General features: G+C 45.7%; 23 protein-coding genes. 15 read left to right on the top strand and 8 right to left on the bottom strand.

What is annotated here, in order from left to right:
* Window positions 1-31: 31 nt before the first annotated feature.
* From mak to L5M10_RS01865, 3 genes are all read left to right on the top strand, one after another.
* Window positions 32-949, top strand: coding sequence for a fructokinase (gene mak / locus L5M10_RS01875; protein ID WP_173245814.1), 918 nt, complete (start codon window positions 32-34; stop codon window positions 947-949).
* A 218-nt stretch (window positions 950-1,167) separates the two neighbouring features.
* Entirely contained in the window at window positions 1,168-1,869 is a 702-nt protein-coding gene (locus L5M10_RS01870; RefSeq protein ID WP_263160919.1) for a YdcF family protein, read from the top strand.
* 71 nt (window positions 1,870-1,940) lie between these two features.
* Window positions 1,941-2,624, top strand: a complete 684-nt coding sequence (locus tag L5M10_RS01865) for a DUF2982 domain-containing protein (protein WP_212600041.1) — start codon at window positions 1,941-1,943, stop codon at window positions 2,622-2,624.
* A 107-nt stretch (window positions 2,625-2,731) separates the two neighbouring features.
* Here the strand turns inward: L5M10_RS01865 and L5M10_RS01860 are convergent, their stop codons facing one another.
* From L5M10_RS01860 to galU, 6 genes are all read right to left on the bottom strand, one after another.
* The gene (locus L5M10_RS01860) at window positions 2,732-5,029 is read right to left on the bottom strand and encodes an OmcA/MtrC family decaheme c-type cytochrome (protein ID WP_263138114.1); all 2,298 of its coding nucleotides are present in this window, start codon (window positions 5,027-5,029) and stop codon (window positions 2,732-2,734) included.
* A gap of 477 nt (window positions 5,030-5,506) precedes the next feature.
* Window positions 5,507-6,481 (bottom strand): LysR family transcriptional regulator, encoded by a 975-nt coding sequence (locus L5M10_RS01855; RefSeq protein WP_113938944.1) that lies wholly within the window; start codon window positions 6,479-6,481, stop codon window positions 5,507-5,509.
* A 318-nt stretch (window positions 6,482-6,799) separates the two neighbouring features.
* The gene (locus L5M10_RS01850) at window positions 6,800-7,249 is read right to left on the bottom strand and encodes a polymer-forming cytoskeletal protein (protein WP_263160646.1); all 450 of its coding nucleotides are present in this window, start codon (window positions 7,247-7,249) and stop codon (window positions 6,800-6,802) included.
* Between the two features lie 112 nt (window positions 7,250-7,361).
* Complete coding sequence (gene napF / locus L5M10_RS01845) at window positions 7,362-7,844, bottom strand: ferredoxin-type protein NapF (protein ID WP_263138116.1); 483 nt, start codon at window positions 7,842-7,844, stop codon at window positions 7,362-7,364.
* A 92-nt stretch (window positions 7,845-7,936) separates the two neighbouring features.
* On the bottom strand, window positions 7,937-8,950 hold the full coding sequence (gene galE / locus L5M10_RS01840; RefSeq protein ID WP_263254751.1) for a UDP-glucose 4-epimerase GalE: 1,014 nt from the start codon (window positions 8,948-8,950) through the stop codon (window positions 7,937-7,939).
* Complete coding sequence (galU, locus tag L5M10_RS01835; protein ID WP_028760578.1) at window positions 8,950-9,858, bottom strand: UTP--glucose-1-phosphate uridylyltransferase GalU; 909 nt, start codon at window positions 9,856-9,858, stop codon at window positions 8,950-8,952. The genes galE and galU overlap by 1 nt, the downstream gene beginning before the upstream one ends.
* Before the next feature lie 321 nt (window positions 9,859-10,179).
* Here galU and phhA point away from each other — a divergent pair, with 321 nt between their 5' ends.
* The 6 genes from phhA to L5M10_RS01805 all read left to right on the top strand — a co-directional run bounded on the left by phhA (window position 10,180) and on the right by L5M10_RS01805 (window position 16,477).
* On the top strand, window positions 10,180-10,980 hold the full coding sequence (gene phhA / locus L5M10_RS01830; protein WP_219250194.1) for a phenylalanine 4-monooxygenase: 801 nt from the start codon (window positions 10,180-10,182) through the stop codon (window positions 10,978-10,980).
* Window positions 10,981-11,111: 131 nt separating this feature from the next.
* Window positions 11,112-11,450: a 4a-hydroxytetrahydrobiopterin dehydratase gene (locus L5M10_RS01825; protein ID WP_106650051.1), complete on the top strand. Its 339-nt coding sequence runs from the start codon at window positions 11,112-11,114 to the stop codon at window positions 11,448-11,450.
* 268 nt (window positions 11,451-11,718) lie between these two features.
* A complete protein-coding gene (tyrR, locus tag L5M10_RS01820; RefSeq protein WP_028760575.1) occupies window positions 11,719-13,257 on the top strand; it encodes a transcriptional regulator TyrR in 1,539 nt (512 codons plus the stop codon).
* A gap of 384 nt (window positions 13,258-13,641) precedes the next feature.
* Window positions 13,642-14,628: a fumarylacetoacetate hydrolase family protein gene (locus L5M10_RS01815; protein ID WP_263254750.1), complete on the top strand. Its 987-nt coding sequence runs from the start codon at window positions 13,642-13,644 to the stop codon at window positions 14,626-14,628.
* An 87-nt stretch (window positions 14,629-14,715) separates the two neighbouring features.
* A complete protein-coding gene (gene maiA, locus L5M10_RS01810; RefSeq protein ID WP_263138119.1) occupies window positions 14,716-15,366 on the top strand; it encodes a maleylacetoacetate isomerase in 651 nt (216 codons plus the stop codon).
* 454 nt (window positions 15,367-15,820) lie between these two features.
* Entirely contained in the window at window positions 15,821-16,477 is a 657-nt protein-coding gene (locus tag L5M10_RS01805) for a nucleotidyltransferase family protein (protein WP_411569336.1), read from the top strand.
* An 88-nt stretch (window positions 16,478-16,565) separates the two neighbouring features.
* Here the strand turns inward: L5M10_RS01805 and L5M10_RS01800 are convergent, their stop codons facing one another.
* Window positions 16,566-17,456 (bottom strand): IS982 family transposase, encoded by an 891-nt coding sequence (locus L5M10_RS01800; RefSeq protein ID WP_263254749.1) that lies wholly within the window; start codon window positions 17,454-17,456, stop codon window positions 16,566-16,568.
* A gap of 498 nt (window positions 17,457-17,954) precedes the next feature.
* Here L5M10_RS01800 and ompW point away from each other — a divergent pair, with 498 nt between their 5' ends.
* The gene (ompW, locus tag L5M10_RS01795; protein ID WP_168823143.1) at window positions 17,955-18,617 is read left to right on the top strand and encodes an outer membrane protein OmpW; all 663 of its coding nucleotides are present in this window, start codon (window positions 17,955-17,957) and stop codon (window positions 18,615-18,617) included.
* Between the two features lie 100 nt (window positions 18,618-18,717).
* Here ompW and L5M10_RS01790 read toward each other — a convergent pair whose 3' ends face one another.
* Window positions 18,718-19,461, bottom strand: a complete 744-nt coding sequence (locus L5M10_RS01790; protein ID WP_028760569.1) for an SDR family NAD(P)-dependent oxidoreductase — start codon at window positions 19,459-19,461, stop codon at window positions 18,718-18,720.
* Between the two features lie 117 nt (window positions 19,462-19,578).
* On the opposite strand from L5M10_RS01790, the gene L5M10_RS01785 reads away from it, so the two are divergent.
* From L5M10_RS01785 to L5M10_RS01765, 5 genes are all read left to right on the top strand, one after another.
* Complete coding sequence (locus tag L5M10_RS01785) at window positions 19,579-19,998, top strand: YbaY family lipoprotein (RefSeq protein ID WP_113938934.1); 420 nt, start codon at window positions 19,579-19,581, stop codon at window positions 19,996-19,998.
* Window positions 19,999-20,068: 70 nt separating this feature from the next.
* Entirely contained in the window at window positions 20,069-21,010 is a 942-nt protein-coding gene (gene metA / locus L5M10_RS01780; RefSeq protein ID WP_028760567.1) for a homoserine O-acetyltransferase MetA, read from the top strand.
* A 279-nt stretch (window positions 21,011-21,289) separates the two neighbouring features.
* The gene (locus L5M10_RS01775) at window positions 21,290-22,480 is read left to right on the top strand and encodes a thiolase family protein (protein ID WP_263254748.1); all 1,191 of its coding nucleotides are present in this window, start codon (window positions 21,290-21,292) and stop codon (window positions 22,478-22,480) included.
* Between the two features lie 138 nt (window positions 22,481-22,618).
* The gene (locus L5M10_RS01770) at window positions 22,619-24,118 is read left to right on the top strand and encodes a CoA-acylating methylmalonate-semialdehyde dehydrogenase (protein ID WP_105249702.1); all 1,500 of its coding nucleotides are present in this window, start codon (window positions 22,619-22,621) and stop codon (window positions 24,116-24,118) included.
* Window positions 24,119-24,206: 88 nt separating this feature from the next.
* The gene (locus L5M10_RS01765; RefSeq protein ID WP_113938930.1) at window positions 24,207-25,364 is read left to right on the top strand and encodes an acyl-CoA dehydrogenase family protein; all 1,158 of its coding nucleotides are present in this window, start codon (window positions 24,207-24,209) and stop codon (window positions 25,362-25,364) included.
* Window positions 25,365-25,400 lie beyond the last annotated feature (36 nt).

Here is a 25,400-nt window from a genome sequence, read left to right as displayed (position 1 = left end):
AAGGGCAAGCTAAACACTGGAGTGGTAATTCATGATGCGCATGGGCGTCGATTTAGGCGGAACAAAAATAGAATTAGTCGCACTGAGTGATGAGGGCAATGAGCTATTTCGCAAACGTGTGACGACGCCACGTGACTATCAGGGCACGCTTGCTGCGGTGGTTGATTTAGTTAAGGAAGCGGAAGCGACTCTTGGCGAGAAAGGCACTGTCGGCGTGGGTATTCCAGGTGTGGTATCGCCCTATTCAGGTTTAGTCAAAAATGCTAACTCGACGTGGATCAATGGTCAGCCCCTCGATGTACATTTAGGGGAATTGTTGCAGCGTGAAGTGCGGGTTGCCAATGATGCAAACTGTTTTGCGGTATCAGAGGCGGTCGATGGGGCAGCCGCTGGCGCTTCTGTGGTGTTTGGCGTGATTATTGGTACTGGTTGTGGCGCGGGTGTGGCAATTAACGGCAAAGTTCACGGTGGTGGTAATGGTATCGGCGGTGAATGGGGTCATAATCCTTTGCCTTGGATGACCAAGGAAGAGTTCAATACCACCCGATGTTTCTGTGGCAATCCCGATTGTATCGAGACCTTTATCTCTGGCACTGGCTTTGTGCGTGATTATAATGCGGCTTTGACGGCAGCAGGTACAGTGCGTGCTCCTGCCAAATCAGGTGCCGATATTATGTTGTTAGTCGATGGAGGTGACGCCATTGCGGTTGCTGCGTTTGATCGTTATATGGATAGACTCGCTCGTTCACTCGCCCATGTGATCAATATGCTCGATCCCGATGCCATAGTGTTGGGCGGCGGAATGTCGAATGTCGCGGCGATTTACCCAAGATTACCGGCATTGCTGGCCCATTATGTGGTGGGACGTGAGTGTCATACGCCTGTGGTGCAGAATCTATACGGTTGTTCATCGGGAGTGCGCGGTGCCGCTTGGTTGTGGGAAAAGTGATCCATTATTGAGGATATAAACTCCACCAGTGAACTCATTACGCTATGAAATCAACGTCTAGTGATATCAGAGTCTTGTAAACAATAGCCCAGTAAAACGCTGGGCTAGCTTTATGTGCGATGTATTCCCCCCGTATTTTGATGCTATGATTGCGCTCCTTTGGATTGCTTGGCATGGACATCATGTTTTGGGTTAAGAAAGTTGTTTCACAGGGGATGATGCCGATTCCCTTTATCCTATTGTTATTACTGATTTCTTTTCTAGTATGGCGCCGTCGCAGTATGGCGAAATACTTAGTATCCTGCGCTTTTTTTCTCTTACTGTTTTTAAGCAGTCAACTGAGTGTGAATACCTTAGTGCGGCCGTTAGAATCAGCTTACCCGATTAATTCCACGCCCATCGCAGGCGCTTGTTTTGTGATGGTATTAGGTTCAGGGCATGCTGATATAGCGGGAGCGACGGCGGTGCAATCCTTATCGGACGTCGCCCTTACAAGGTTAACTGAAGGAATTCGGCAACTTAAGTTGGGTCAAGAGTGTATGTTGATCGTCAGCGGCTGGGGTGGTGAACTCACTCAATTTTCCCATGCTGAAATGATGGCTAAAGCCGCGGTAGAGCTAGGTGTTGATAAAAGCCGAATTATTCAATTTCCACTGGCGCGCGATACGATAGAAGAAGCGCAATACTTAAAGTGGGAGTTAGGGGAGGAGCCCTTTCGCTTAGTCACATCGGCCACTCATATGCCAAGGGCGATGGCTATTTTCGCCGCTAAAGGCTTACACCCCGATGCTGCCCCAACGGATTTTATTGGCCGAGATGATTTTTGGTGGCGGTTAACCGCCGATAATTTAGTGGCTTCTCAACGGGCGATTCACGAATACATTGGCCGTTTGTGGTTATGGATAAAGGCCGTAAGTTAAAGATGGCAAGTTAAGGGTGTGGTTTGCCAAGTTCAGTCTAAAGATAGTGAGTTTTAACAGGAAGATGAACAATGACAATTGAGTCAGAAATAGTATCTGTGCGTCCTTTATCGAAACGAAATGGGTTAACCTTAACTTGGCTGGGAGGCTTAAGTCTGGTGCTGGGTTTGGGACTGTTTCTGACGTGGCCGGCCTTGTTTGCTGTCGGTTTGATGTTTTTTAGTTTGGGCGCTATTTCACTCATTCTCGGTTTAGCCAAGGTGTATGAGCCGGAAACGACTCTAGCACTAGATGACAAGGGGCTGACCTATTTTCATCGCCGCGGCAAAGTGGCTATCGATTGGGATAATATTCAGCGGGTCGATATTCCGCGGGTGACTAATGGTTTAGATACTATAGAGTTATCTTATTTAGGCATTAAACTGAAACATTTAAATCCCATTCTCGATAATATTTCCCTGCGTCTAGCAACAGGATTATTAACTGAACAGCGACCTTTGCTGGTGACGGCTGCCTCTCAAGATGCAGATTTAGCGACTTTAGAAACTTATCTCGGCGCTGAGTTTGGCCCTTTAGTGATAGAAGGGGATCGTTATCGTGGCGTATTGGCTATGTTTGGGCATCGCTGCGTGATGTTAGATACGCGTTTAGGGTATCACTTGTATATTCCCCATGACAGTTTAGATAGGGAACCTAAGGACTTTATTAAGTTACTTAGACAACGTATTGCACAATGTAGCCGCTCAGCTGGTTAAATCTACAATCTCAATTGAAGATCATCAGCAATAAAAAAGGGGACCCTAGGGTCCCCAATGAGTTGCAGAGATTAAAGTTTGGGTTGTGCAGGGGCAACCCAAAGGTACTAGTGTGCTACCTCTGCGTGTACCTTATCTACACCGTAGGTTTTACCTTCAGCATGACAAGTTGCGCAAGATTCTACTGGTAAGTTAGGATCTGTCATTGCATCAGCTTCAACCACAGCACCGTTGCTTCTAAAGTGAGCGACAGCCGCTGCATCAGAGTGAGCGTGACAGCTACGGCATGATTCAGCTACTGGGCTAATGTAGTTGCTACCCACTTTGATTGAACGTTTCTCAGAGGCTAAACCACCGTCAGTCGCAAACAGTTTTGCATCATCTTTGTGACATGCAGAACATGCAGTTTCTGGTGATGGATAACCGACTAATTCACCATTGGCATCGCGGAAGATCCCTGCGATAACATCAAAGTTACCACTGTGGAAGCGGTGGGCGACGGTGAATAAGTCTTTGTTATTGAAAGTGACTTCTGGATTAATGACTTTGCTACCGTCTTCACCTTTAGAAACCACTGTTTTATGGCCTGATGCACCTGTTGTATCGTTGTGACAGTTCATACATTGATCAAAAGTGTAAGTTCCGTGTCTGGTGCCCTTGATATAATCTAAGGTGCCGTGACAGGCGTTACATTTTGCTTCTTCTACGGTAATTCGAGCAGGATCTGTCATTCGAGCTTTAACTACTGCAGAAGCATCTAAGCTATAGAATTTAACAGGAGCAGTGTTACCAATTGGATTTGTTGGGCCAAATTCAAGTCCTGTGGCATTACAGCTACTCACTTTACCTGCTTTGATACAGACGTTGGCTTCTGAACTGACGTAGATAGTACCAACAGCTTGGGCATCGGGAATATCTTTTACGAAGGTTAATACACCATCGGCCAGCGTACCATTTTCAAGCTTAAGAGCTATTGCTGTTGGTTTGACATCTCTCCAAGCATAAACAGTACCATCAGTGGTTACGTTACCCAGTAATAAGCCGTTAGCCACAAACATACCAGTAGGGTTAGTTGTCGCGTTATACACTTTTAAATCGGTTCCGTTAGGAATTGCAGCGCCATTCATGGTCACATTGGCTTTTAATGTCAATGTTTTCATTCCAGGTGTTGCTGAAGTCACTACTGCTGCACTGGTAAAGTCAACTTTGAATAGGCTTGCATACTCAGCGCGTTTACCGACACTGTGTACAGCTTCAGGTGTTAAGCTACCGCTGCCATGGCAAGATTTACATTGAGTATCATCAGCTTGGGCTAAACCAAATTCTGAATGGTTTTCGCCAGTGGTGAAGTTCACATTGATATGACAACCCACACAAGCTTGCGCATAAATATTGGTGTTATAACTTGGTGCACCATCATGACAAGATTTACATTCTTTCAAATCAGATGGGAAACCAACTTCACCGAAATATTCTTTTGCTTCGCCACTTAAGCTGTCACTGATGTGATGACCTGCGTGGATCCTATGGATCATGGGAGCAAAATCAAATACCCAACCTTCGGCCAGTTGTGCGTCACTTGGAACGAGATCAGGGTTATGACAAGTTACGCAGTTTTTAACATCTTGGTAGTTATGATGGGCTTCAATCTTCGCGATATGGCCGTCTACTTCACCGTGACAGTTTTTACATGCCGCACTAGATACTGTGTCTTTACCCGATACACCTAATTCATCTGTTGCAGGGATAAAATCAACGGGTACAGACAAAATCTTGTCAGATAGGACAACACCAGTACTATCGGCGATGTTGTAAGCACGTAAAAAGACTCTGTGTACTGCGTTTGGATTATCATTTGGATTAATGATTGGCGCTGCGCCACCATAAGTCCAAGTTGCTGTGTAAGTGCCTGGCGTCGCTGTATCTTCGGTTAAAGTACAAGCGTTTTTAGTTCCGTTCAGGCCGTTTAGAGTACAAGTTAACGAAGTGCCAGCGGCATTTGCCGTGGCATTATTTTGCCACTCAATCGGCGCGCCAGTACCTGAGGTGTTTTCATTTGCTGTTAAAGAATAAATTGCAATTTTATCCAGTCCTTTGAAAGGGACTACTTTGCCTGCATTTTTACCCGTAACAGTAAATTTAACACTGAAGCCTTCACTGCTGGTCACTTTAATGTCAGCAGGACTTAACGTGAATGCCAGATCTGTAATGGATTGAGCTGTCGTTGCGAAGGAACCCGCAGGGGCTCCGGGTGTACCTGGTGTTCCGGGAGTGCCTGGTGTTCCGGGTGTACCTGGTGTGCCAGGTGCCCCATCTTGACCATCGCTTCCGTCCCCGCAGGCGGTAAGACTTAAGGTACTGACGAGAGCCAGTGCCAGTAGAGATTTATTGTAGTTTTTCATCATCGCGTCCCTTTTTCTATCTATAAGACTGCGTGTGCAGTGCCTCTAATATAGGAGGATTCATCTACTTATAAAGTGGTATTTGCAAATTTGTATCTGATATGTGAACGATGATTTAACACCCGTGAATGGTAATTCTAAACTTTGCATTTTGATATTTTAAATAGTGAAATTAAGCTGCTAGCCTATGATGTGTATCACAATTTCAATCTTTAAACTTAGGTCGAAATGATGAATTCATTTTCGGTTAAGCAAAATGAACGATGTTAAAAGAGCCTAAATCTTAAGTCGTTATCTTAAGGTTTTGAGCACAAAAGCAATGGGATAAGAGAGCGAGGATAGGGGGACGATATGGCATTTTAAAGTGATTGAATTGTGCCTTTGATAAATAGAAGCCATAGCCCAGTAAACCCACTTAACCCACTTAACATCCATGACGTAAGCTAGGTTGATGAACTTAGTGTGTAATCTATTTTTGTATTAGTGTGCTGGTTCGAGTGCGGCAAGTAAGGAGCGCACGACGAGATCACACTGGCTTTGGCTGTAACGCCGATGAACTGCAGGTTTCTCAATCAGATAATAATGTGGCGCCATCATAGTTTCGTGGAGTCTATTAAGCTCTGTGTCGCTAAGGCGCTCGAGATGTAATCCGGGCATATGTTTAACTGTGTGCATATCAATGCTGGAACAAAAAGCCACACTCTTCATGGTTAATAGATGGGCATACCATTCCTCCCTGTCTATCACTTTCTCTACTGTAGGCAGTAAGATACCTTGGCGCTGGCAAAATAATTCTAAGGGATCGATTTTACTGTTAAAGCCCTTGAGTTCTTGAAATAGAAACGGATGGCGACAAATTTGCTCTAAGGTAATATTCGTCTCAACGTCCCAAAGTGGGTGTTGCTTGGCTGCAACGATATAAATGCCATTGATTGAGCCAAGTTTGGTGTAACTTAATTCTTTATTTTCAGCACTTTCAAACGTAATCCCAAAATCAAGCGCACCTGCGTGGATCAACTCAGCGCTATTTTCCTGCCATTTATGTAAGCGTATTTGTCCTAGCTTTTGGGCAAGTTCAGGAGTACTTAACTGAGGCGCTAAAAAGCTTAGCAGGCCATTACAAGCAGCGATATGCAGCGGTAAGTCGGTATTGATGGCCGCATTTTGTATCTGGATCGCAGATTGTTCGAGGTGATAAACCGATTCAGTAAACTGGCAAATAGCAACGTAGAGACTTTCTGCTAAAGGCGTCGGTTTAAGCCCCTGTTGACGACGATAAAATAGTTCATCGTTAAAGGTTAGGCGTAATGCATTGAGGCAGCGGCTTATTTTGGGTGCAGAAACATCTAGCGCTTTGGCCGCGCTATTTGCGTGCCCAGTGTCGAAAATACTTTTAAATACAAGCAAGGTAAAAACATCGAGTTCACAGATCTGTTTTAGTAATAAGTTGCTCATTTTGTATTTTGCCCTGTATGAGTCTTAAATGTTTTTGCGGCGCTATTAGGGGAGTTCTGTGTCCTTGCGATTACCCGAACCACCGCGATCAAATATCATGGATACTAACTGCCAAGATTAACATTCAGCATGCGGATTAACTGTGATCCCTCTCGGCAAAATAACAATTATTTAACCATTGTAAAGGGGAGAGTTGGGGAGAGTTAGATGAGTAGGCGCTATGTTTAGCGTCGAGCGATAAGGAATGATTGAGCTAAAAGAGTGAGTCAAAGTCTGCTCACCTAAGGCGGCGAGCAAACGATAGTGATGCATTTCGGATTAATGAGATTCTATGACGTCGTTTTGCACGGACGGTAAGTTGAGTGGATCTGCTGTTGGGGTATGGCCTATTGCATGGGAATAAATGGTTGGTGCATCTTCTTTAATCCGCATCCCGATAAATTGGCCACCCTCAAGGATTTGCATTGAGGTACTTGCCACTTCGCCGTCGACAACACCATTACGTTGGATCACTAAACGCTCACAAATGAGTCTGCCTTTGAAGTGCCCATCGACGATAAATTCATGGCACTTTACTTCACCTTGAATTATACCGCCTTGTTCTATGGTGATATTGGCCTCAGAAAGCAGCTGACCTTGGATATCACCGCCAACAAGCACGTCGCCTGTTAATTCGATATTTCCCGTGAGTTTAGTGCCTCGAGCAATAAAGCTAAAAGAGGTACTTTTTTTAGGCGGGAAAAACAGTTTTTTTACAAACATCATCATAAATTAACTTAATTCGAGAAGGGATTAACTGAGTTCAACAGAGGCGCGATACTAGCTTAAAATCCAGGAGAAGCACAGCTCGGCATGTGTTAATGCAATTACAGTGTTTCTATCAAGTTGGTCGTTTTATCTCAATGGCTTTGCTAGGGCAAGGAGCTACGCAGGCACCGCATCCAGTACAAAGGTCAAGGTCTATTTTGGGGCTCGGAGCCTGACCAATACTGAGCACAAAGCTGATGGCTCTTGGTTCGCAGGCATCCTTACAACTTTGGCACCAGATCCCTTGAAAGGTTAAGCAGCTTTCTTGAACATGGGCTTGGTATTGCCAAGGTGCTTGAGTCAAATCGAAAATATTTTCAGGGCAAGCCTTAGCACACAGGGTACAAAATGTGCACTCATTGTCCTTAAAGGAGACTTCAGGAAATCCGCCATCACCTTTGATGATAATGTGAGTTTCACAAACCTCAAGACAGGCGGAACAACGGGTACACACATCGGTGAACTCGATATCATCACGTACCCAAGGCGGCCTTATCGCATTATCTTTACGCCGGCGAAAGAGGCTGCGACGGCTGTGATTAATACTTTGAGTCATGTTGCTCCTCGGGTGGTTAATGATGTAAAGCGACGGTATTTAGAGGGATAAAGAAAAATGGCTTGGGAGATTTCCACAAGCCATTCAAGTTATTAGCCGTTATAACCATTGGGATTGGTTGATTGCCAATGCCAGCTACTGTTGGCCATATCTTCTAGGGTATGAGTCGCTTGCCAGCCAAGATCTTCCCTTGCGTGGGTTGGATCGGCGTAGCAGGCGGCAATATCCCCTGGGCGACGTGGCGCAATTTGGTAGGCAATGGTGTTACCACAGGCTTTTTCAAAGGCCTTAACCATGTCTAATACACTATATCCTTGGCCTGTGCCTAAGTTATAGGTCACTAGACCAGGTTTAGTGGCCAATTTTGCAAGCGCTTTTAAATGGCCATTGGCTAAATCTACGACATGGATATAGTCACGCACGCCGGTACCGTCGTGAGTCGGATAATCATTACCAAACACGCTTAAGGCGGTGCGTTTACCCACGGCAACCTGCGCAATAAAGGGCATTAAGTTGTTAGGGATATCGTTAGGATCTTCGCCGATTAAGCCACTGGCATGGGCGCCAACCGGATTAAAATAGCGCAGACGTGCGATATTCCAGCTCGGATCGGCATTGTGTACATCTGCCAATATATGTTCAACCATCAACTTAGACTGACCATAAGGGTTTGTTGCCCCTGTGGGAAAGTCTTCGGTGATCGGTAAACTTGCGGGATCGCCATACACAGTTGCCGATGAGCTGAATACGAGATTTTTTACCTTAAATTCTGCCATGACTTGGCAAAGGATAAGCGTACCCGTAACGTTATTCTCATAATACTTCAGGGGTTTTGCGACGGATTCTCCCACCGCTTTTAATCCTGCAAAGTGGATAACTGAATCAATAGCATGATCGTTAAACACTTTCTGCAATAACGCTTTATTGAGAATATCGTCTTGATAGAAAGTAACCGATTTACCAGTGATCCGCTCGACTCGGTTTAAGGCTTCTATGCTTGAATTAGACAAGTTGTCCAATACAATCAAATCATTACCAGCATTGAGCAGTTCTACTACTGTGTGGGTGCCAATATAGCCAGCACCACCGGTCACTAAAATCGTCATTACTTAATTCCTTTTACAACGGTTTTTAAATAGTGCGCAAAATCTTCACCGATTTCGCTGTGGCGCAGGGCATATTCAACGTTAGCACGCATATAACCTTGCTTGTTACCACAGTCATGGCTCTTACCTTCCATGTAGTAAGCATTTACGGTTTCTTGCTTCATTAACATCGCAATCGCATCAGTTAATTGAATTTCATCGCCTGCGCCCGCAGGGGTTTTAGCCAGTAGTGGCCAAATGCTGGCAGGTAACACATAACGGCCTACAACGGCTAAGTTGGACGGCGCTTCATCCACGGCTGGCTTCTCAACCAGTTCGACTAATGGCTCAGATTCACCCGGTTGTAAATCATGACCATTCACATCGGCAATACCGTATTGGTTGACGACGTTATGTGGCACGCCTTCCACCATGATTTGACCGACTTGGGTTTCATCAAACAGGGCAACCATAGCGGCTAAGTTATCGCTACGAAGGTCACAGCTGGCTTCATCTATGATCACATCCGGTAGCAATACGGCAAATGGTGCATCGCCGACGACAGATTTAGCACACAAAATCGCATGACCTAAGCCTTTAGCTTGAGATTGGCGCACGCTGATCACTGTTACATCTTTAGGACAAATAGATTGTACGGCTTCAAGTAACTGACGTTTAACGCGGCGTTCTAATTGGGCTTCTAATTCGAAACTGGTATCGAAATGGTTTTCGATAGAGTTTTTACTGGCGTGGGTCACGAGTACAATTTCTTTGATCCCAGCCGCAATAGCTTCACTTACTACGTATTGAATCAATGGCTTATCGACAACGGGTAACATTTCCTTTGGAATTGCTTTGGTCGCTGGAAGCATACGAGTGCCTAGGCCTGCGACAGGAATAACGGCTTTACGAATTTGATGTTGTTTCATTGCGAACCTTTTAGGTCAAGGAGATGCGGTTAATGGCCAATATTGTAAATGACCTGCACAGAAAAGCTATTTAGAAACGCTGAAAACTTAGGATATTTAAGTATTTTTACAGCGAAGTCGACGTAAGTTTTAGCAAAGGTAGCACAGAGCATCTCATCCAGCATGGGTGATGTGCAATTGCATGGCGTTTTTAATACCCTTGTAATATTTGCTTTACGTTTACGTCACAGTGGTGGTGCAAGAATAAAGTGTGAGGGAGTTAACAAATTTAAAGGCTTAGATCACTATGGTTCCATGAGCGCTAGCCACTAAGTGAAGACTATGACGAAAGGAACAGAGTACATCGCTCACAGAGCTGATGACACAGGGTTTATTAACTACCCGCAAGAAGAACATGAGATTTGGAGCCAGCTTTATGCCCGTCAAGCGATAAACCTGCCTGGCCGTGCCTGTAAGGAGTATTTGCAAGGGCTAGATGCCTTGGCTATGCCAAAGGATCGTATTCCGCAACTTACTGAAATTGATACTGTATTGCAAGCGACCACCGGCTGGAAAACGGCAGCCGTACCTGCGCTTATTTCCTTTGGCCGTTTCTTTGAACTACTGGCCAATAAAGAGTTTCCTGTGGCGACATTCATTCGCCGTAAGGAAGAGTTTGATTACCTGCAAGAGCCTGATATTTTTCATGAAATTTTTGGTCACTGCCCTTTGCTCACCAACCCTTCATTTGCCAATTTTTCACATATGTATGGCCAATTAGGTTTAAATGCCAGCAAAGAAGAAAGGGTGTTTTTAGCGCGTTTATACTGGTTTACGGTTGAGTTTGGCTTGCTACAGCCTAAAGATGGCCCCTTGTGTATCTATGGTGGCGGTATTTTAAGCTCACCTGGTGAAACTTTATATGCAATGGAAAGTGATGTGCCAGAACGTCAACCCTTTGATTTATTGAATGTGCTACGAACCCCATATCGCATCGACATTATGCAGCCGATTTATTATGTGATTGAGCACATTGATATGCTTGATGAAATTGCCAAAATGGACATCATGAGTTATGTCACTAAGGCACGTCAGTTAGGTTTATTTGCTCCTAAATATCCTCCCAAAGCCAAGGCGAGCTAGTCTCGATTCGATGGATGGTTTGATGTTTTATTTGAGTCGCCATCTAATTTAGTCATGTGATTTAAGTAATTAATAAGTAATGAGTAAAGTGCAACTGAATATCCCTATTAATGTTGCCAACAGGAGTATGTATGACTGCGTTATCGAATATGAAATGTGAAGCGTGCCAAGCCGATGCACCAAAAGTGACCGATGAAGAGTTGGCAGAACTTATTCGTATGATCCCTGACTGGGGCGTGCAAGTGCGTGACGGCGTAATGCAGCTTGAGCGCGTCTACAAGTTTAAAAACTTTAAACTGGCGATGGCATTCACGAATAAGCTGGCGGATTTAGCGGAAGAAGAATTCCATCATCCCGGCATTTTCACTGAATGGGGTAAAGTGACTGTCACTTGGTGGTCGCACTCCATTAAGGGGCTACATAAGAATGACTTCATCATGGCCGCCAAGACAGACCAGTTACTAGGTTAATTATTTAATCAATTTAATCAGCATCTTAATGTGTTTTATGATGCTGATTTTTTCTTCCTGTTACAATTCAACTGTAAACTAGGCTTGCCACTTTCAGTTTAACCTTCTAACGTATACGGGCTCTGCTATTTCCCCTCATCGCTGACGTTTTCGTCAAAGGTAACGATTTGCCTAGCAAGCGTTATTTTTGTTGTAAAGCCTAAGGCGAAAAATAGCTCTGCACGGTTTATCCCCAAAATTCAAATCAAAAAAGGGAATATCAGTCATTATGCGCTTGGAAGTCAGCTGTCAGGATCGTGTTGGTTTAGCCAAAGATATCTTAGTCGTGTTAGAGCGTTATGGCATTAATTTAATTGCCATTGATGCCAGTAACCAAGGATTCCTGTACTTACAATTTGCCGAAATTAGTTTTGAAACCTTGAGTGCCTTGATGCCGCAGATCCGCAAAGTGGAAAGCGTGCACGATGTGCGTACGGTGTCATTTATGCCCTCAGAGCAAGAACATTACGCCCTTAAAACCCTGCTCAAAACCTTACCCGACTCCGTTTTTTCTATCGATGCCAAGGCACGTATCCGTATCGTTAATGAGTCCGCCTTGCTCAATATCGGCATGGGTGAGCACGAAGTGCTCGAAGAGTCGTTAAACCATTGGGTACAAGGTTTTAACTTCAGCCGTTGGCTGAGTGAAAGCCAAGTATTGGCCCAAGCGGCGCGGGTGCAAATTGGTCCGAATGAGTATCTTGCCGAAATGCTGCCGATTTACCTACCCGATGAGGATGAAAAAACCATCTTGGTTGGTGCTGTGGTGTCGCTGAAATCCCCTGCGCGCGTTGGAAAACAGTTTAACGCGCTGCAGAACCAAACCACTGGCTTTGAAAATGTATTAGCCAGCAGTGACAAGATGAAGGAAGTGCTTAAGCAAGCGCGGCGTATGGCCCAGCTCGATGCACCTTTGTTGATCACGGGTGAAACGGGTACTGGCAAAGAATTAATGGCCAGAGCTAGCCATGATGCGGGGATGCGCCGTGAAAAACCTTTTATCGCCATCAACTGCGCCGCTCTACCCGACAGCGCTGCCGAAGAAGAATTATTCGGTTACGTCAGTCAGGGCAAAGTCGTCAAACGAGGCTTTTTTGAAGAAGCTAAGGGGGGCACAGTATTTCTCGATGAAGTGGCGGAAATGTCTAGGGCGGCTCAAGTTAAGCTGCTACGGCTATTGCAAGATGGCACTTTTAGACGCATAGGGGGCGATGAAGAAGTGCGTGCTGATGTGCGAATTATCTGCTCGACCCAGAAAAATTTAGCTGAATTATGCCAAACCGGCGAGTTTAGGGAAGATTTGTACTATCGCATCCATGTGCTGAGTTATCACATCCCGTCATTACGTGAGCGTAAAGTCGATATCATTCCACTGACGGAAATGTTCCTCGAACATTACAGTCAACAGTTGTCTAGCCCAGTGCGGCGGATTTCGGCCCAGTGCCGCGATCATTTGCTCACCTACGCTTGGCCAGGTAACGTACGCCAATTAAAGAACGCGGTATTTAGAGCCGTGTCTATGTGGGATGGCTCGGCCGAGTTGACTGTAGAACAGCTGAAATTGCCATCATATGCCGAAGGTTTTGGTTACTTTGATAATGAGTTTGAGGGTAATCTGGACGATGCAATGAAGCAGTTTGAAGCGAGTCTGTTGCGTCGATTATATCCGGCCTATCCGAGCACTCGCCAGTTGGCGAAAAAGCTAGGTGTATCACACACAGCTATTGCTAATAAACTGCGTGAATACAAGATAGCCAAGCGCCGTTAGTCAGAGTCTCGTTGGGTTGACACAGTCAATGTAACAGTATCGTTCCACTTAGTTGCCGACTTTTCAGGCATATTGCTTACCGAGATATTGATAAGCGGTAACTAGGTTATAAACGTAATGATTAGTTTACAAAGTGTGAAATAATTAACCTAAATGTGATTTTGGTCACGCTATAGGAATCTTGAGCTGCATCGGGTATTTCTACGCGCAACAAATACGTTAAAGCAAGTAAAAAAGCATGCCTCGTTGGCGCGGACTGCGTAACGTGTATGCCTTTAATGAGTCAAAAAGTCCGATTTAAATCGCCGAATATAAGCTGGGTGACGTCGCGTGTTTTCCAGCACAATAAAATTGTACACCTAGCCGAAGAGCACTGGAGCCAATATGAAACTTGCAAGTTATAACAATGGTCGTCGTGATGGTCAGTTGATGTTAGTCAGCCGCGATCTCACTAAAACGGTTGCCGTTCCTGCCATTGCCCACACTATGCAGCAATTACTCGATGGTTGGGATTTACTGAGACCGCAATTGCAAGAATTGTACGATGCGTTAAATGAAGGCATGTTAGATAACGCGCAAGCGTTCGACGAAGCTAAGTGTTTGTCGCCATTACCGCGTGCTTACCAATGGGCCGATGGTAGCGCTTATGTGAATCACGTTGAGTTAGTCCGTAAAGCCCGTGGCGCAGAAATGCCAGAAACCTTTTGGACAGATCCGTTGTTTTATCAAGGTGGCTCAGACAGCTTTATTGCCCCTAAAGCGGATATCCCATTGGCGAGTGAAGACTGGGGTATCGATTTCGAATCTGAAATTGCGGTTATTACCGATGATGTGCCTATGGGCGTGAGCACTGACAATGCAGCTAAGCACATTAAATTGTTGATGTTAGTTAACGATGTGTCATTGCGTAACTTGATCCCTGGTGAGTTGGCGAAAGGCTTTGGTTTTTTCCAATCTAAACCATCGAGCAGTTTTTCGCCTGTGGCTGTGACACCGGATGAATTGGGTGTCCGTTGGGAAGATTCGAAAGTGCATTTACCGCTGATCACCTATTTCAATGGTGAATTATTTGGTCGTCCGAATGCAGGCGTTGATATGACCTTCAATTTCAGTCAGTTAGTTTCGCATGTTGCAAAAACCCGTCCATTGGGCGCAGGCGCGATTATAGGCTCTGGTACTATTTCTAACTATGACCGTAGCGCAGGTTCGAGCTGTTTAGCGGAAAAACGTATGTTAGAAGTGATTGCCGAAGGCAAAGCCACTACGCCATTTATGCGTTTTGGTGACACAGTGCGCATCGAAATGCTCGATGATAATGATGTAACCATTTTTGGTTCTATCGATCAAAAAGTGGTTGAATACAAAGCCTAAGGCTTTCCCTTAAAGGGCGATACCGACTCAAACTAACGGGGCTTAATTGCCCCGTTTTTATACTGACTTTTATAAGGACATGAAAATATGAAACTTTACGGTTATTGGCGTTCCAGTGCAGCCTATCGGGTTCGTATTGCCCTTAATCTCAAGGGGATTTCAGCAGAACAGTTTTCAGTGCATCTCGTACGTGATGGCGGCGAGCAACATAAAGCGGCCTACATTGCGCTTAATCCTTTAGAGTTAGTGCCAACCTTAGTGGTGGATGATGAGCTGGATGTGGATGCTTTGTCGCAATCTTTAGCGATTATCGAATATCTTGATGAGATACATCCACAGTCGCCATTACTGCCTGCATCGGCTCTTGAACGTGCCCACGTGCGCGCTATGGCACTTACGGTCGCCTGTGAGATCCATCCATTAAACAACTTGCGGGTATTGCAATATTTAACGCAAACCTTAGGTGCTGATGACACCGCCAAAAATACTTGGTATCACCATTGGGTCGCAAGTGGTTTTACGGCCTTAGAAACCTTGTTAACACGGCATTGCGGTCGTTATTGCTTTGGGAATGCCGTGACATTAGCCGACTTATGTTTAGTACCGCAGGTGTATAACGCCCAGCGTTTTAATGTGGATTTAACGCCTTATCCCAATATCATGCGCGTGTGGGCCGAGTGTAATCAGCTTGAAGCCTTTGCCAATGCTGCGCCAGAGCGCCAAGCGGATGCGGTGTAACGAATTGCGCGGATACAGTTTTTACCAATTGAAAGAATGGATGATTAGACTTGCTTTGCGAGTCTAATCTCAGCGATGGAGTTTAAATGCTTTTCAGTAAAAAATGTCTGTATTGCAAAGGTAAACTCGGCGCTAAGGATGTGCCGATTAAGGAAGGACGCTGCTGCCATTGTGATAAGCCGATACTATACAAACTCAATGTAATAAAATGGATGCTACTGTTCATGCCCCATCTTTACTGTTAGCGTTAATCTGCTAGACAAAGATGTCTATGGGTTTTGGATTTGTTTTGCGGTAATGGCCCCGATTTATAGTCTCGTTTATTTACTCTGTCATGAGGTCGTAAAGTGCTCAGAAACCGATGGCGAAGTGGATTAAGCCTAATGTCTTTCCCGTGTTTTTATCTGATATTGAAGCGGGCGATACTGTTATGAGTGGTGCTAGGGGTAATGTCATGAGTGTTGCTACGAATAATGTTATGAATGATGCAATGAGTGAAGCAGCGCTAGAGCATCAATTACTCGAATGGATAACTCAAGACTGCGAGCGGGTGAGGGCGCTTGAACTCGCGCTTCAATGTGCCAAAGTACACTCCATGCCGCAGTGGTGTCTGGCGGCAGGATTTGTTCGTAATTTAGTTTGGGATCGTTTGCACGAATTTGAGTTGAGTCCACTGAACGATATCGATCTGATCTATTTTTGCCCTTTAGATATTAGCCCTGAGCGGGATCTGGCGATTGAAACCTATCTTCATCAGCTTGCGCCTGAGTTACCTTGGTCGGTTAAGAATCAGGCGCGCATGCATAGTCGCAATCAAGACATGGCTTACACATCTTGTATTGATGCTATGGCCCATTGGCCAGAGTTAGAAACCGCGGTTGGGGTGTGTTTAAAATCTCATGTTGAGACAGATACTCAGGTAGATGCAGAGACTGCTCATCATTCCATGTATTACGGTATTGAGCTGGTGGTTCCCTTTGGGCTGAACTCCCTGTTTGCCCTCAAATTGAGCGCCAATCCAAAGCGATCATTACCCGTGTTTCATCACAGAGTCGCGACTAAGGGCTGGCTAACTCGCTATCCTTTGCTTACGTGTTGTTACTCAAGCTAATCTTCTCACTTTCTTATTCGTTCAGTCTAAAACAGACTTAACCGCCTCACACTATCATTCCATGCAATCTAGTTAACCTGAGATCGGTTTAACAAGCCATAACTGTAATAGCATTAAACTCTGCGTTAGTGAGGTTCAGTTGTGGCTTATTGTCTTTCAATTGATAGGCGATGAGTCCCGCAATCATATTGAGCATAAAACCATGCACGCTGCGGTGTCTTGAGTGCTCTATTTGAGAGATATTTTTTAACTGGTCGTTGATGGTTTCTATGATAAAACGTCTCGACAGCATCGCTCTATCCCACAATGACATTGCCTTCGCTTTCATATTCTTACGCACGTTCGTCACCAGCTTCACGCCTTTCTCAAGCAATTCACTGGACAGCGCTTTACTGATATACCCTTTATCTGCATAGAGTTTATTCATGTCACTGTGCACCATCTCATTCACCGGTTTTGTGTCATGTACATTCGCTGGGGTCACTTTGGCCGCCACGATTCCGCCTTGATGATTCACAATCAAATGCAGCTTAAAGCCATAGAACCACCCCATGGTGCCTTTACCTCTGCACGCCAGTCCCGCCAAGGTTTTATGGCGATGAATACGTAGGTTATGACACACTTTGATGCTGGTTGAATCAACAAATTCGATGCCAGTGGGGTCACTCTTGAGGCTGGCAAAGTAGCTGCAAAGCGGCACTAAAGTAGTGGGCATCACCTCAAGAAAGCGGGTATAGCTGAGTAAATTAGGAAAAGCAGATTTGTAGAAATGAGCCAGATAGCCGATGTAGAAGTTCTTGAAATCACGGTGGTGGGACATCTGAAAAAGTATGATGATGGTCATCACTTCGCTCATCGTCATACGGCCAGGGCGTTGACGCTTGCGTGTACCATCGGTTAACAGCGTTTTTTCCCATTCTGGAATGAAAACAGCGCAAAAATCATCGACATCGCAAAACACTTCCACTAATTTATGCATAGGCCCTCCGGTGTGATGGGGTTTCTCTTGGTCGAAAGATCCGATCACTTGGAGGGCTATTAGTTCAACATTTCTTATCCCGAGTTCAGGTTAGTTATCTAACATGATAGGTATCATCCTCAAGCCGTTTTTATTTGTCCATTTTCTGTTTTTATCCTCATTTAACCCATCTCTATAATTTGAAATTAATGTTCAAATAACCTCTTAGTTAAGTGCTTTTCATTGTTACTAAAATGTTTATGGTGTTATTGATCACTACCTCTTGCGGAAGTCATTAGTGATGGCTAATACAACACTTAGCTCACAGAAAACAAAGGGGTATTATCAATAAATGTTTGAATTTCGTGATTCAGCTCCCATGTGTAGTACCTATAAGTGAGTATTGCTCACTCACTTTGATTTGGATCAATAAATCAGCCGCATATCTCTGGCAGTGTAGGCGTCAATTGTTAAGGATGTAATACAAAACAAAAACCTATGTTGTACATATGGAGTATGATGATGAATAAAAACACTGTTTCTACACTGGTCGCTGCCACCCTTTTAGCCGCTGGTTTTTCTGCCTCTGTATCGGCTCACCAAGCGGGTGACATTATCGTTCGTGCGGGTGCTGTGGTTGTTGCGCCAAATGAATCAAGCCAAGATGTAGTTATACCTGGTGTAGGCAATCTTGGTGAATTCCAAGTGAGTAATAATACTCAAGTGGGTTTGAACTTCGGTTATATGTTGACTGATAACTTCGGGGTTGAGTTATTAGCAGCAACGCCTTTTAGCCACGATGTCTCTTTGGCTGGCGTAGGTAAGATTGCTGAAACTAAGCATTTACCACCCACTTTAGTGGCGCAGTACTACTTTGGTGATGCACAGTCTAAATTACGCCCATACGTGGGTGTTGGTGTGAACTATACTAATTTCTTCGACAATGAGTTTACTAATGATTTAGGTGGTGCGTTAACGGATTTAAGCATGAGCACTTCTTGGGGCTTAGCGGCACAAGCGGGTGTTGATTATCAAGTTAACAAAAACTGGTTAGTGAACGCTTCCGTGTGGTACGCCAAAATTGATAGTGACGTTAAATTTAAATACCAAGGTACCCCAGTTACCATCGAAACCGATATTGATCCATGGGTTTATATGGTCAGCGTGGGTTACACTTTCTAATCCACTGATTAGATAAGCGTAAAAAAAGGAGCCTTAGGCTCCTTTTTCGTTTCTGCACTTTTTATCGCGCTATGTTCTGTTCCACTTAGGCTAAGCCGATTTAGCGCTTTGGCTTTTTAGCTTTCCAGTGGCGAGTGTTATAGATAAATTCGGGTAATAACACAGTAAGCCAAGCGACGAGGCGCCAGCGTTTGGTCACATAGACGCGGCGTTTGCCTTGTTTCATTGCCTTGATGATTTGTGCTGCGACTTGTGGCAATGGTGCAAGCCACATCGCACTTTGCTGCATAGCGGCTTTATCGAGCAAACCAAGTTGGATATCGGTAATCGTAATCGGTAACTTAAGGCGCTGAGCATGCATACTTAAGCCCTCAAGGTAATTTTGCCCAAAGGCTTTTGAGGCGTGATAGGCCACACTCGGCCCGCCGCGCAGGCCCGCAATCGAGTTGATTGCCGCCAGTTGTCCATAACCTTGCTCGCGAAATAGTCTAAATGCCGTATTGCAGATGGCAGCAAAACCTCGCACATTGACATCGATAATGTCTTGCTCCGGTAGCCAAGGCAACTCGGGGTCATAGCTATTGAGGCCAGTATTGACTAAGACTAAGTGCGCGCCGCCAAGAGTTTGCCAGACTGATTCAAGTTGATTGATGATGGCTTGAGGTTGTTCAATTTGAAGTGCAAAAACTTGTACTTTTGTTGGCAAGGATAAGGCAAAATCGCGCAGTGATTCTGGATCTTGGGCGAATAAGACTAATTCAACCTGCTGATCTGCCAATTGCTTTGCAAGTTCACGACTTAATTGTGAGCTAGCTCCCACAATGATTGCAGTTGCTTGGGTCATAGATTTTTCGGCAACGAAATGGTGGCTTATGATAGAAAGTTATGTTCATCAAGACAAGATTTATAGCTTGGGCGTATGGACATCTAGAAGTCTTTATGTATGATTAGGAGAAACAAAATGAACAAATGGTTGCGTTTAAGCGCATTGAGATTAACAGCCTTAGCATTAATGGCCATCATGGGGGTGTTATCGGGTTGTGCGACACCGAATGCTATCGTTGAGATAAAAGGCGAGACCTTATATCGCGAACGGATAGCCTTACCTGCCGATGCTAAGGTCATAGTGCAACTGCTTGATGTCTCAAAAATGGATGTGCCAGCCATAGTGATGGCGGAGCGCGTGCAACAAGGTGCTGCGACACCGGCGCCATTCAGTTTTGCGATTGGTAGCGATCAGTTCCAACCCGGTCACACTTATGCCATAGGTGCCCGGATTATGTTGGGTGATAAGTTATTGTTTATTAATACTCAAGCCTATCATATTGATCTCAATTCCACTGAGCCAATGACGATACTGCTAGAGAAAGTCGGTGGCTAGTTAGCTCGCTCAGAAGTGAGCTGACATACGCGCCGAATCCGTTAGTATTTACGAACAGAAGAGGCGCGGTATGCCGGTTAGAATTCCAGATCATCTGCCCGCAGCAGGGGTGTTAGAGTCAGAAAATATTTTCGTTATGTCCGAGACGCGGGCGGCGAATCAAGATATCAGGCCGATGAAGGTGCTGATTTTGAACTTGATGCCGAACAAAATCGAGACTGAAACCCAGTTATTGCGCTTACTGGGCAACACGCCTTTACAAGTCGATGTGGATTTACTGCGCATTCACGACAAAGAGTCCAAGCATACTTCCATCGACCACATGAATACTTTTTACCGTGACTTTGAAGCTGTGCGCCATAAAAATTATGACGGTCTTATCATCACAGGCGCGCCGCTTGGGCAAATCGATTTCGAAGATGTGGTTTATTGGGATCATATCCGTGAAATCATCGACTGGTCCCAAGAGCATGTCACCTCAGTGTTGTTTTTATGCTGGGCAGCTCATGCGGGCTTGTATCATCTCTATGGTTTAAATCGAAAAATATTGCAACAGAAGCGTTCTGGCGTATTTGTACATAGGCGCACTTGTCAGCATTTCCCACTGTTACGTGGTTTTGATGATGAGTTCTTTGCACCCCATTCGCGTTTTGCCGAGATGGATGTGGAAGAAATTAGACAACACCCGCAGTTGCAAGTGTTAGCGCAGTCCGATGAGGCCGGGGCCTATTTAGTATTAAGTCGCAATAACCGTAACTTGTTTGTAATGGGGCACCCTGAATATCAAAAATCGACCTTAAACGATGAATACCATAGGGATTTAGCCCAAGGCTTAACGCCAAATGTGCCACAAAACTATTATCGAAATAATAATCCAGAAGCCGAAGCCATTGCCCGCTGGCACAGCCACGGTAGTTTGTTGGTCAGTAATTGGCTCAATTATTACGTTTACCAGTTAACGCCTTATGACTTAAGTGATATGACGGCGATGACGCCGTGGGAATCGCGCTAGCCTTTTATGGTGATGTGGTCACATGGATGTGACCTAAGCTGATACCCAAAAGCTCTTAATTTATCTCTCCCTTCGATTCTGTTGTCCACGCTTGACTGCGCTTAATCCCTGCCTCGCTGTAAATCCTTACTGACAATTTTTACCCGATAAAATCGACACATTAGACCAAGGAATACTTGCTTTACGTTCGCGTAAACGTCAGAGTGGTTTTATTGTCGATTTTATTAAACGTCCCAAGGTTAGCACTAGGCCTTGTGGTCAATTTGGGTTGGAGCCTGCATGAGTACTGAACCGTTAAATCAAGATATTGTTATTGTTGCCGCTAAACGCACCCCTATGGGTGGTTTTCAAGGCAGTTTGTCATCTGTTGCATCACCGACTTTAGCCGCGACAGCCATTAAGGGCTTGTTGGCGGAGACTCAATTAGCGGGTGAGCATGTTGATGAAGTCTTGATGGGCTGCGTATTACCCGCTGGTTTAGGTCAAGCGCCTGCACGTCAAGCCACTTTAGGTGCGGGATTACCCTTATCCGTTGGTGCGACCACAGTGAACAAAGTCTGTGGCTCAGGCATGAAGACGGTCATGTTAGCCCACGATTTGATTAAAGCGGGCAGTGCAAAAGTCGTGATCGCTGGCGGTATGGAAAGTATGAGCCAAGCGCCGTATCTTTTGGATAAAGCTCGCGGCGGCATGCGCATGGGCCACGGCAAAGTGCTCGATCATATGTTTTTAGATGGTCTTGAGGATGCTTATACTGGCGGCGCCATGGGAACGTTTGCCCAGAAAACCGCCGATGAATTTGGGATCACTCGTGAGCAGATGGACGCCTTTGCGCTAAGTTCGCTCGAAAAAGCCAATGCCGCGATTAACTCGGGTGCCTTTAAAGCCGAAATTACCCCAGTTACTGTCAGCGATCGTCGTGGTGATGTGACTATCGATACCGACGAGCAACCCGGTAATGCCCGCCCTGAAAAAATTCCTACGCTGCGCCCAGCTTTTACCAAAGATGGCACTATCACTGCGGCTAACTCTAGCTCTATTTCCGATGGCGCAGCGGCATTGATGCTGACCTCTCGCGGCGAAGCTGAGCGTTTAGGCTTAACAGTATTAGCCACCATTAAAGGCCACACGACCCACGCCCAAGAGCCTTCACTCTTTACCACTGCACCGGTTGGCGCTATGGCGAAATTGCTGGCTAATGTGGGTTGGTCAACGGATGACGTCGATTTATTTGAAATCAACGAAGCCTTCGCCATGGTGACTATGCTTGCCGTGTCTGAACTGGGTTTAGATGTGGCTAAAGTTAACGTCAATGGCGGCGCCTGCGCCTTAGGTCATCCTATTGGTTGCTCGGGTTCACGTTTACTAGTGACCTTAATCCATGCTTTAAAAGCCCGCGGCCTTAAACGCGGTGTCGCCTCGCTGTGTATCGGCGGTGGTGAAGCAACAGCGATGGCCATTGAGGTCTAATCGCAAAGGTTTTTGTCAAATCAGGTTTTAGTTAAATCAACAAGACGGGGCTGGCAAGGGCAATCACAATCACTTCCCTTGAGGATAATCATAATATCGCACCGCCAGCCCATCACTCTACAAGGAAAGGATTGCAACATGACCACACAAGTAAAGCATTACATTGACGGCGAGTTTATCCAAGGTACGGGCACATCACAGATTATTGTCACCAATCCCGCGAATAACTCGCCGATTGCTGTGATTAATGCTGCCACTAGCGAAGAAGTTCACGCTGCGATTGCTAGCGCCAAAGCGGCCTTTAAAACCTGGAAAGAAGTGCCAGTGTCTGAACGCGCGCGCGTCATGTTGCGTTATCAACATCTGCTAAAAGAACATCACGACGAACTGGCGACCATTCTTGCAAAGGAAACCGGTAAAACCTTTGAAGATGCCAAGGGCGATGTATGGCGCGGTATCGAAGTCGCTGAACATGCTTGTAACGTAGCGTCATTATTGATGGGTGAAACTGTCGAGAACGTCGCGCGTTCAATTGATACTTACAGTTACACTCAACCACTCGGTGTGTGTGCGGGTATTACGCCATTTAACTTTCCTGCGATGATCCCGTTATGGATGTTTCCATTGTCGATTGCCTGCGGTAACACTTTCATTTTAAAGCCTTCTGAACAAGACCCTATGACGCCGCAGCGCCTGGTTGAGCTGTTTGTTGAGGCGGGTGCACCTAAGGGCGTATTGCAATTAGTGCATGGCGACAAAACTGCCGTAGATATTCTGCTGGCAGACCCTGCGATTAAAGCCATTTCCTTTGTCGGTTCTGTGGCTGTGGGTCAATATATTTATAAAACAGGTACCGATAACTTAAAACGCGTGCAAGCCTTTGCGGGCGCGAAAAACCACTGCGTGATTATGCCTGATGCAAACAAACAGCAAGTGATCAACAACTTAGTCGGCGCTTCTGTTGGCGCGGCGGGTCAGCGTTGTATGGCGATTTCGGTTGCCGTGTTTGTTGGTGCCGCTAAAGAGTGGATCCCAGAATTAAAAGAAGCGTTAGCCAAAGTTCGCCCAGGTTTATGGGACGATAAAGAAGCGGGTTATGGTCCAGTTATCAGCCCTGCAGCTAAGGCGCGGGTGCTTAAACTTATCGCCCAAGGTAAAGCCGAAGGCGCCGAGTGTTTACTCGATGGCAGCGATTTTACCGTGGAAGGTTATGAATCCGGTAATTGGATTGGCCCAACCATGTTCGATAAAGTCACCACTGAGATGAGCATTTACAAGGAAGAAATCTTTGGCCCTGTACTGTGTTGTATGGAATCAGACTCCTTAGAAGCCGCCATCGAATTAGTTAACGCCAGCCCTTATGGCAACGGCACGTCTATCTTTACCGCTAGCGGTGCCGCTGCCCGTAAATATCAACATGAAATCGAAGTCGGCCAAGTGGGGATTAACGTGCCTATTCCTGTGCCATTACCTTTCTTCTCATTTACCGGTTGGAAGGGCAGTTTCTATGGCGATCAACATGCCTACGGTAAGCAAGCGGTGCGTTTCTATACCGAGACCAAGACCATCACTTCCCGCTGGTTTGAGTCCGATATCGCCGTAGCTTCAACGCCAAATATGAGCATTAACTTACGCTAAGCTCGGTGATTAATCGATAAACCACGGCGTCTTTACGGCGCCCAATTTATTCAATAAAAAAGTGACCACAGAGTCATAGGAGAGCCAAATGGATTTTAATTTCAACGATGACCAACGTCAGTTTGCCGATCTTGCGCGCCAGTTTGCCGCGGAAGAATTAACCCCGTTCGCCGCCAAGTGGGATGAAGAACATCATTTCCCCAAAGACGTGATCCAAAAAGCCGGTGAGCTAGGTTTTTGCTCTCTGTATTCGCCAGAATCCGAAGGTGGCATGGGTTTATCGCGCCTCGATGCCTCGATTATTTTTGAAGAACTTGCCAAGGGCTGCACTGCAACCACAGCCATGCTGACCATTCACAATATGGCGACTTGGATGGTGACGACTTGGGGCACTGAAACCCTGCGTCAGACTTGGTCCGAGCCGTTAACCACAGGGCAGATGTTAGCGTCATATTGTTTAACTGAGCCGGGTGCGGGTTCGGACGCCGCATCTTTGCAAACCAAAGCGGTGCGCGACGGTGATGAATATGTGATTTCAGGCTCGAAAATGTTTATCTCAGGCGCGGGCGCCACTGAGCTTTTAGTCGTGATGTGCCGTACGGGTCAAGCTGGGCCTAAGGGGATTTCGGCCATTGCGATTCCGGCGGATGCCGCTGGCGTTATTTATGGTAAAGCTGAAGATAAAATGGGTTGGAATGCCCAGCCGACCCGTCAAATCACCTTTGAAAACGTGCGCGTGCCAGTAGCGAACTTGCTCGGTGAAGAAGGCCAAGGTTTTGCGTTCGCGATGAAAGGCTTAGACGGCGGTCGCATCAATATCGCTACCTGTTCTGTGGGGACGGCGCAGTCGGCTTTAGAGCGCGCAACTCAGTATATGAATGAGCGTCAGCAATTTGGTAAACCGTTAGCGGCTTTCCAAGCGCTGCAATTTAAGCTTGCCGATATGGCGACAGAATTAGTCGCAGCCCGCCAAATGGTGCGTCTTGCGGCATTTAAACTCGATAGTGGCGATCCTGAAGCCACGGCTTATTGCGCTATGGCGAAACGCTTTGCCACTGATGTGGGGTTTCAAGTCTGCGATGCGGCGCTGCAAATTCATGGTGGATATGGTTATATAAGGGAGTACCCGCTGGAACGTCATTTCCGTGATGTGCGTGTGCATCAGATTTTAGAAGGCACTAACGAAATTATGCGCTTAATTATCGCCCGTCGTTTACTCGATGAAAATGCAGGACAAATCCTGTAATTCAACTCGCAATATGCGTGACTTACAGGTCGGCGA

It is taken from the genome of Shewanella sp. SM32, assembly GCF_025654235.1.
Taxonomy (GTDB): Bacteria; Pseudomonadota; Gammaproteobacteria; order Enterobacterales; family Shewanellaceae; genus Shewanella; species Shewanella oncorhynchi.
Note: the sequence above shows the minus strand (reverse complement) of the source record. Positions and strands in the feature narration are given on the sequence as shown.

Coding starts and splice junctions, on each gene's coding strand:
- galE (WP_263254751.1), bottom strand. CDS start 8,950: ATGACGATTTTAGTGACCGGTGGTGCTGGCTATATTGGCACCCACACA.
- L5M10_RS01850 (WP_263160646.1), bottom strand. CDS start 7,249: ATGATGATGTTTGTAAAAAAACTGTTTTTCCCGCCTAAAAAAAGTACC.
- L5M10_RS01825 (WP_106650051.1), top strand. CDS start 11,112: ATGACTGCGTTATCGAATATGAAATGTGAAGCGTGCCAAGCCGATGCA.
- L5M10_RS01800 (WP_263254749.1), bottom strand. CDS start 17,456: ATGCATAAATTAGTGGAAGTGTTTTGCGATGTCGATGATTTTTGCGCT.
- L5M10_RS01855 (WP_113938944.1), bottom strand. CDS start 6,481: ATGAGCAACTTATTACTAAAACAGATCTGTGAACTCGATGTTTTTACC.
- L5M10_RS01805 (WP_411569336.1), top strand. CDS start 15,821: ATGAGTGTTGCTACGAATAATGTTATGAATGATGCAATGAGTGAAGCA.
- L5M10_RS01860 (WP_263138114.1), bottom strand. CDS start 5,029: ATGATGAAAAACTACAATAAATCTCTACTGGCACTGGCTCTCGTCAGT.
- L5M10_RS01870 (WP_263160919.1), top strand. CDS start 1,168: ATGCCGATTCCCTTTATCCTATTGTTATTACTGATTTCTTTTCTAGTA.
- tyrR (WP_028760575.1), top strand. CDS start 11,719: ATGCGCTTGGAAGTCAGCTGTCAGGATCGTGTTGGTTTAGCCAAAGAT.
- L5M10_RS01790 (WP_028760569.1), bottom strand. CDS start 19,461: ATGACCCAAGCAACTGCAATCATTGTGGGAGCTAGCTCACAATTAAGT.
- maiA (WP_263138119.1), top strand. CDS start 14,716: ATGAAACTTTACGGTTATTGGCGTTCCAGTGCAGCCTATCGGGTTCGT.
- L5M10_RS01770 (WP_105249702.1), top strand. CDS start 22,619: ATGACCACACAAGTAAAGCATTACATTGACGGCGAGTTTATCCAAGGT.
- L5M10_RS01765 (WP_113938930.1), top strand. CDS start 24,207: ATGGATTTTAATTTCAACGATGACCAACGTCAGTTTGCCGATCTTGCG.
- L5M10_RS01775 (WP_263254748.1), top strand. CDS start 21,290: ATGAGTACTGAACCGTTAAATCAAGATATTGTTATTGTTGCCGCTAAA.
- phhA (WP_219250194.1), top strand. CDS start 10,180: ATGACGAAAGGAACAGAGTACATCGCTCACAGAGCTGATGACACAGGG.
- mak (WP_173245814.1), top strand. CDS start 32: ATGATGCGCATGGGCGTCGATTTAGGCGGAACAAAAATAGAATTAGTC.
- galU (WP_028760578.1), bottom strand. CDS start 9,858: ATGAAACAACATCAAATTCGTAAAGCCGTTATTCCTGTCGCAGGCCTA.
- L5M10_RS01815 (WP_263254750.1), top strand. CDS start 13,642: ATGAAACTTGCAAGTTATAACAATGGTCGTCGTGATGGTCAGTTGATG.
- ompW (WP_168823143.1), top strand. CDS start 17,955: ATGATGAATAAAAACACTGTTTCTACACTGGTCGCTGCCACCCTTTTA.
- metA (WP_028760567.1), top strand. CDS start 20,069: ATGCCGGTTAGAATTCCAGATCATCTGCCCGCAGCAGGGGTGTTAGAG.
- L5M10_RS01865 (WP_212600041.1), top strand. CDS start 1,941: ATGACAATTGAGTCAGAAATAGTATCTGTGCGTCCTTTATCGAAACGA.
- napF (WP_263138116.1), bottom strand. CDS start 7,844: ATGACTCAAAGTATTAATCACAGCCGTCGCAGCCTCTTTCGCCGGCGT.
- L5M10_RS01785 (WP_113938934.1), top strand. CDS start 19,579: ATGAACAAATGGTTGCGTTTAAGCGCATTGAGATTAACAGCCTTAGCA.